Source organism: Sphingomonas sp. 2R-10 (genome assembly GCF_030062225.1).
Taxonomy (GTDB): Bacteria; Pseudomonadota; Alphaproteobacteria; order Sphingomonadales; family Sphingomonadaceae; genus Sphingomonas.
In genome coordinates this window covers 1-6,407 of sequence record NZ_JASCXF010000071.1, presented here as the reverse complement: position 1 = coordinate 6,407, position 6,407 = coordinate 1, and the positions used below count along the sequence as shown (strand labels likewise).

General features: G+C 71.7%; 12 protein-coding genes. 1 reads left to right on the top strand and 11 read right to left on the bottom strand.

Translation table 11 applies throughout. The features are described from left to right. The 11 genes from QLH51_RS19550 to QLH51_RS19500 form a co-directional block, all read right to left on the bottom strand. Positions 1 to 1,284 (bottom strand): non-contractile tail sheath protein (locus QLH51_RS19550; RefSeq protein ID WP_443018851.1); only part of this gene is annotated, 1,284 nt, incomplete at its 3' end. A 3-nt stretch (positions 1,285 to 1,287) separates the two neighbouring features. Continuing rightward, a complete protein-coding gene (locus tag QLH51_RS19545; RefSeq protein WP_125657038.1) occupies positions 1,288 to 1,836 on the bottom strand; it encodes a tail tape measure protein in 549 nt (182 codons plus the stop codon). Continuing rightward, the gene (locus QLH51_RS19540) at positions 1,829 to 2,020 is read right to left on the bottom strand and encodes a phage tail assembly chaperone (RefSeq protein WP_125657041.1); all 192 of its coding nucleotides are present in this window, start codon (positions 2,018 to 2,020) and stop codon (positions 1,829 to 1,831) included. The genes QLH51_RS19545 and QLH51_RS19540 overlap by 8 nt, the downstream gene beginning before the upstream one ends. Next, positions 2,017 to 2,328 carry a GTA-gp10 family protein gene (locus tag QLH51_RS19535; protein ID WP_125657044.1) on the bottom strand — a complete coding sequence of 104 codons (312 nt, stop codon included), beginning with the start codon at positions 2,326 to 2,328 and terminating at the stop codon, positions 2,017 to 2,019. Before QLH51_RS19535 ends, QLH51_RS19540 begins: the two co-directional genes overlap by 4 nt. Next, entirely contained in the window at positions 2,325 to 2,732 is a 408-nt protein-coding gene (locus QLH51_RS19530) for a phage major tail protein, TP901-1 family (protein WP_125657047.1), read from the bottom strand. Before QLH51_RS19530 ends, QLH51_RS19535 begins: the two co-directional genes overlap by 4 nt. A 325-nt stretch (positions 2,733 to 3,057) precedes the next feature. Next, positions 3,058 to 3,438, bottom strand: a complete 381-nt coding sequence (gene gp17, locus QLH51_RS19525; RefSeq protein WP_125657050.1) for a tail completion protein gp17 — start codon at positions 3,436 to 3,438, stop codon at positions 3,058 to 3,060. Beyond that, the gene (locus QLH51_RS19520; RefSeq protein ID WP_125657052.1) at positions 3,435 to 3,638 is read right to left on the bottom strand and encodes a hypothetical protein; all 204 of its coding nucleotides are present in this window, start codon (positions 3,636 to 3,638) and stop codon (positions 3,435 to 3,437) included. Before QLH51_RS19520 ends, gp17 begins: the two co-directional genes overlap by 4 nt. After that, positions 3,635 to 4,129: a hypothetical protein gene (locus QLH51_RS19515; protein WP_125657055.1), complete on the bottom strand. Its 495-nt coding sequence runs from the start codon at positions 4,127 to 4,129 to the stop codon at positions 3,635 to 3,637. Before QLH51_RS19515 ends, QLH51_RS19520 begins: the two co-directional genes overlap by 4 nt. A gap of 146 nt (positions 4,130 to 4,275) precedes the next feature. Next, positions 4,276 to 5,247 (bottom strand): phage major capsid protein, encoded by a 972-nt coding sequence (locus QLH51_RS19510; RefSeq protein ID WP_125657058.1) that lies wholly within the window; start codon positions 5,245 to 5,247, stop codon positions 4,276 to 4,278. Positions 5,248 to 5,387: 140 nt separating this feature from the next. After that, positions 5,388 to 5,765: an HK97 family phage prohead protease gene (locus tag QLH51_RS19505; RefSeq protein WP_283514670.1), complete on the bottom strand. Its 378-nt coding sequence runs from the start codon at positions 5,763 to 5,765 to the stop codon at positions 5,388 to 5,390. Next, a complete protein-coding gene (locus QLH51_RS19500) occupies positions 5,753 to 6,061 on the bottom strand; it encodes a DUF6127 family protein (protein WP_125657064.1) in 309 nt (102 codons plus the stop codon). Before QLH51_RS19500 ends, QLH51_RS19505 begins: the two co-directional genes overlap by 13 nt. Positions 6,062 to 6,100: 39 nt before the next feature. On the opposite strand from QLH51_RS19500, the gene QLH51_RS19495 reads away from it, so the two are divergent. Further along, complete coding sequence (locus QLH51_RS19495; RefSeq protein ID WP_164516132.1) at positions 6,101 to 6,274, top strand: hypothetical protein; 174 nt, start codon at positions 6,101 to 6,103, stop codon at positions 6,272 to 6,274. Positions 6,275 to 6,407 lie beyond the last annotated feature (133 nt).

Sequence of the window (6,407 nt, the reverse complement as noted above, 5' to 3'; positions counted from 1 at the left end):
CGCCACCAGCGCGGCGGTCGACGCGGCCAGCATCGCCCCCGCCCGGTCGAGCAATGCCCGCCTCGGCCCGTCCAGCACCCCGCGCACATCGTCGATCACCGGCAGGTCGCCGCCCAGGACGACACGCGCCGCATCGTCGTACAGGCAGATGCGATGATCGGTCGTCACCCACCACCATGGCTCGCCGACCTGGAACCGCCCTCGCCCGCCCGCCGCCCGCCCGATCCCCACGAACGCCCGCGCCACCGCCTGCAAATACGCCATCGCCCCCGCATGCGCCGGCGACAACAGCGTCGACGGCGGCACCCATCCGGTCAACGCGGGCGACCCGTCCGCCGCGCGCTGCTTCCAGTCGCCCCAGCAATGCGCGTCGAACAGTTCGTAGCTGAGCGACCAGACCGGATCATACCCCAACGCCCCGGCCCGCACCGCGAAGTCGCGATGCCACGCGGCGCATGGCCCGTTCAGCACGCTCCCGGCCAGCGACACGAACAGCCCGTCGCCCGACCGTTCGAGCCGGAAATAATGGCTCATGCCGACATAGTGGACGAGGGCACCACGATACCCCAGCCGCAGCGCATTGTGCAGCAGCCGTGCGGGCGTCAGGTGATAGCTGTCGTCATAGCCGCTCGCGATCCGCAGCCCATGTTCGGGCACCACCACGTCGCCGATCCCCAGCACCGATCCCGGCCCGTCGCACCGGATCGCCGACAGTTCGGCCCACCCCTCGACCGGCGCGTCCAGAAACCCGTCGCCCGCATCATAGTCGGGCGGCACCAGCGACACGAACATCCGGTCGACATCGCCCGCCCAGACCGGCACCGCCTCCCCGGGCAGCCGGTATCCGCCGACCACGGTCGCGAAATCGATCGCGATCTCGGCATCCTCGGGACTGCCGGTGGCATAGTTCCACAGCCGCACATACCATGCCCGCGCCACCCCCGCCGCATCGCGCCCCTCGATCGTCAGCACCGGCCCGTGGGTGGCATCCAGCGGCCGGATGCCCTGCGACCGCCACCGGAACCGCAAGCGGCAATCGCGATAGTCGCGCACCGTGTCGTAGCGCAGCAGCACATGATCGTGCCGGTCCTCCGATGCCCAGATCAGCCCGGCCAGATCGTCGCGCCGATAGAAGACGCAGGTTACCCGCAGCGCGTCCGGCGCGGTCGTCACCACCGACGCCATCATCGGTCGCGGGAAATCGACCGTCCAGTACACCGGATCGAAGCGCGACAGCACGCCCGCCTCCTGCACCGTTCGCCCCTCCGCCAGCCAATGTCCCATGGCCTAAGCCTCCATCAGCGCGGCCCGAACCGCGCGCGCGACCTGCCGGCCCGACTGTTGCAGTGCGCGTGGGCCATCGCCGCCGGATGCGTTAATCGTGATCGCCACCCGCACCTCACGCGCGCTTGCCGCCTGCGCCGCCACCACCTGTCCGCTGCTGGTCGGCACGAACAGCTCCGGCCCCCGCTCGCCGACCCAATAGGGCCGCGCCGGGCTGACCGGCCCGCCGGTCGCCCGTCCCGGCGCGCCGCCGACGATCTGCCCCAGCAACCCCGCCAGCCCGGTCGCGCCCCCGCCGGGCCGCACTGCGCCCAGCACCGCCGCCGCCGCGATCTCGCCCAGCACCTTGAGCGCGGTGTCGCGCAGATCGTCGAAGCTCAGCTTGCCAGTGCGGATCGCCCGCGCCAGCGTCGTTTCCACCGCCCGCCCGGCACGCTCGATCCCGCCGGCGAACGGCCCGTCGAGGCTCGCCTGCATCGTCGCCACATCCTGCGCGAACCCGGCGGTGTCGGCGCGCACGCGCACGACCAGCCGTTCGATTTCCTCATCCATCGGGAAAACGCTCCTTCAATCGGTCGATGGTGATCCGGTCGCAGGGGTCGGGCACATCGCCCCGCATCGCCTGCACCAGAGCGCCCAGCTCGGCGGGCGTGGCGCGCCAGAACGCCTCCGGCGCCCAGCCGAACGCCACCCCCGCCAGGCCACCCATCCGGGCGGCCGCCCCGGCAAAACTCATCGCCCCGCCAATATCTGCGCGATCAAAATTTTCAGCGCCGGGGTGGCCGCGGCGATCCCGCCCGCCGTCACCGCATCGGCGAAATCGTCCCGCGACATCGGCGCCGGATCGCGCAGGCAATGCCACAGCAACGCGACCAGCTCGCCCAACAGCAACCGCCCCGCCGCCGCCCGCTCGACCAGCGCGAACAGCGATCCCACCTCCCCCTCCGCCGCGACCAGCGCCGCAAAGCTCGGCCGCAGCACCAGCGCCTCGCCATGCACCCGGATCGTCGCTTCCCCGCGCACGGGGTTGGCGCTCGCGCTCATGCCGACACCACCGGGCCGGACGATTCCAGCGCCAGCGTGTAGTTGCGCTCGCCATTGTAGTCGCCGGCATAGTCCAGCCGCGTGACCAGGAACCGCCCGGTCATCGTCTCGCCGCTCTCGAAGCTCAGCCGATAATCGTCGATGACGCCGCCCAGCGCATTGTTCCGCAGCCGCACCTCCGCCGCCGATCCGGTGAACACGCCGGCCCCGCTGACGCTGACCGACCGCACGCCTGCCCCCGACAGCAATTCGCGCCACCCGCCCGAATCCTTGCTGGTGATCGCCACCGCCTCGCCATTGACGCTCAACTGCGTCGTCCGCAGCCCCGCGACCGTCGCATAGGCCACCGGCACCGCCCCGTTCCCGACCTTCAACAGGAACGCACTACCCTTCTCCGCCGCCATCGATGTTCTCCTGATTCCTGTGCGAAAATCGTCACCCCAGCGAAGGCTGGGGTCTCCCGCCGCATCCCACGACGCCCGCCAAACCCACCGAACCGCACCCCGGCGGAGGCCGGGGCCCAGTCGGAAGCCGCTGATGAAAGATCGAAACCACTCCCAACTGGACCCCGGCCTGCGCCGGGGTACGACTTGAAAAGCAGGCATCAGCTGCCCCCCCCCCGTCATTCCCGCGAAGGCGGGAATCCATTGACGCCGACGTGCGGGAAAGCACCGCAACCGCCGCGCCTGTGGATCCCCGCCTCCGCGGAATGACGGGGGCGACCACCGATCACCCCGCCAGCATCCGCACCCGGAACTCGACCGCCCCGACCCAGCCGTCGCCCTCCCGCAACACCCGGCTGCGCACGAAGGTCAGGCTTACCACCCGCCACCCCGGCAGCACGCCGGGCGCAGACAGCACCGCCACTTCCGCCGCCGCCGCCAGCCCCCGCAGCCGTTCCGGCACCTCCCCGCCGTCAAACAGCTGCACGACCACCCGCCCCTCGCGCCCGGCGGCATCCTTCGTGCCCCAGTCGGTCAGCACCGGCGTATCGACCACCACATAGGGGCGACTGCTGCGCACCGGCGGCGCATCGAACACGCTTGCCGTCGTCAGTACCGCCCGCAGCCGCGCGACCAGCATCGCCTGCAACACCGTCCCCGCGATCATCGCCCCCACCCCGCGATATCGTGCAGTCGCGGATCGGTGATCGTCCGCCGCGTGAGCCCGCGCCCCGACAGCATCACGCCGTCGCCGACGACCTCCGCTGCCACCCCTGGCACCTCGCGCGCCGCCGCAGCGACCCTGTCCCGCACGACGCCCGCGCGCCGTTCGCCGATCGCCTCCGCCCGCTCCACCGCCGCCCTCATCGCCGTGCCCCCGCCAGCCGCATCCGTCGCCACGGCCGCCACAGCGCTCCCACCGCCGCCGGCGGCGCGGCGCTCGCCGTCCGCGCGTCGAACAGGTGCGCGACCAGCAGCACGATCCCCTGCGCGACCGGCGCCGGCACCGCCTCCCACTCCGCCGCCAGCCCGGCGACGAACTGCACCGGCGCGGCCGACGCCATCCGCACCCATCCGATGCCGTCACCGTCGATATCGATCGCCTCGACCGGCGCTGTCGCGGTGATCGCGGTGACCGGCACCACCGGCAGCGCCCGCCACGCGTTAGCCCCCGCCATCATCGCCGTGTGCGGCCGCGCGATCAGCGCGGTGCCGGTATAAGCCTCGGCCAGCGCAAGCGCGCTTTCCGCCAGCCGCTCGATCACCGCATCCTCGGCATGGCCCGTGATCCGCAGGTGATCGCGCGCCGCCGCACACACCCCCGCGATCGCCGCCGCCGGAAAGGGCGCTGCGTTCATAAATCTCTCCTGTTTGATCCGCTCACGCGGATGGGGCGGCTCCGGCCCGCTCCCCCTCCCGACCACCCACAGCGTATCCTGATTGGGTGGTCGGGAGGGGGAGCGGGCTGGAGCCGTCACGGGCGGGGCTTCCCCCGCCCGTCAAATCAAGCCGCCGCGATCTTCAGCAGCTTGATCGCCTCCGAATTCATCACCGCCCCGCCGACACGCTTGGTGGCGTAAAAATGGACGAACGGCTTGTTCGAATACGGATCGCGCAGGATCTGCGTCTCCGCCCGCTCGGCGATCAGGTAGCCGGCCCGGAAGTTGCCGAACGCGATCGGCAACGTGCCGGCGGCGATGTCGGGCATGTCGTCCGCCTCGACCACCGGATAGCCCAGCAGCGTGTCGGGCTGCCCGCCGGTCAGCCCCGGCATCCACAGGAACGCGCCGTCCGCCGTCTTGAACTTGCGGATGCGGCCCGCGGTCTGCGCGTTCATCACCCAGCACGCACCCTGCCGGTAGCTCCCGCGCAACGCATGGACCAGGTCGATCAGCCGGTTCTCGGGATCGCTCCCGAAGTCCCCCGCCGCCCCGCTCGGCAGATATTGCAACGTCCCGAAGGCCCGCGTCGCGTCGCCGGTCACAGCATTGGGATAGCTCAGGAACCCGCGCGGCCGCCCCGCGCCGTTGCCGCTCACGAACGCCTGCCCCTCGGCCCGGGCAAACTCGCTCGCGATCTCGTCAGCCAGCCACGCCTCGACATCGAACGCGGCATCGTCGAGCATCGCTTGGCTCGCCGCCGGATTGGCGTACAGCTCGCCCATCGGCGGCGCGATCTCGTTGAAGGTCGGCGTCGCCGTCTCCGGCCGCGCGCCCGCCTCGCTCGCCCAGCCCGACGGCGTCGCCCCGCTCGTCACCAGCTTGCGATACCCCGCCGATCCCACGCTCACCACCTGCGCGATGCCGCGGATCGGGCTGGCGTTCTTCAGCGTCGCGCCGATCATCGCATCGATCTCGCGCGGCACGGCATAGCCACCGCCCGCATCGCTGGTTCCCGCGACCGCCTTGGTCTCCACGGTCGCCCCGCTGCGCACGAACGCGCCGAAACCGCTCGCCAGCCCCGCCGCACTCAGCATCGGCCGGCCCCCGCCTGCCGCCACACCCGAAAAACTCCCGCCAGCGTCTCGATCGTCATCCTCGTCGTCCCCATGAAAAAGGGGGCGCCGCACGCTCGCGACACCCCCGTTGTGGAAAGTTTGTCCGGTCGCGCGACGGCCTAACCGTCCTCGACCGCATGGATCCTGGCCAGCGGCTGCATCGGCTGCGCGACCACGCTCACCTCGATCAGCTCGGCGGCGGCGATCGTCCGCCACGCCCCCTGCCGCACGCTGGTCGCACGATAGCCGAACGACAGCCCGCCCAGCGCCCCGCTGCGCACCAGCCGTGCCACGTGCGGCGCCTCGATCCGCCCGATCACGCCCAGCCCGCGCGCATCCTCGCCCAGCCACTCGACCGTCCCGATCGGGTCGCCGCGATGCTGCCACAACAGCGGCACCGCGCGCCCCGCCACCAGCGCACCCGGCAGCACGACATCGCCGCCCCGGTCCGCCCGCCCGAAGATCGCGGCGTAGCCGGCGAACCTCACCGCGCCCATTCGGGCCACCCGGTCCTGACCGCGATCCCCACCAGCAGCAGCGCGAACGCCATCCGCATCACCCACGCCAGCGCCGCGCGCATCGCCGACCGCTTGGCATCGCGCCACGCCTTCAGCAGCTCGCGCAGTTCCTGCACGTCTCCCGCCGCCGCCGCATCCGACAGCCCGATCCGCGCCATCGCCCGCGCCGCGCCCAGTTCGCCCGCCTCCTCCGCGATCGCCCGCAGCGTCTGCAGGTCGGCGCCATCGTCCGCCGCCTGCCCCATCAGCTGCGCCAGCAGCCCCGTGTCGCCCATGCCTTGTCTCCTGCTTGTCGCCGCGCTAGCCCGGCCCCCGTGAGACCGCGCCTCCGCATCATCGCCGCCGCCTTCGGCGCAGCCCTGCTCGCCTTCACCTTCGCGCTGCCGTTCCTGAAGGGGAAACGCTGCCTCGACGCCGGCGGCCGGTTCGACCGCATGACGCTGGCGTGCGAAGCGCCGCCCGTCCCCGAAGCCGTTCGTCCTGAGTAGCCCCTGAGCCTGTCGAAGCGGCGTATCGAAGGACCGCCACGGATGCTTCGATACGGGCTTTCGACAAGCTCAATCCCTACTCAGCACGAACGGGAGTATCTGGACCGATCCCCACCAACCCCCGCCTCTCCTC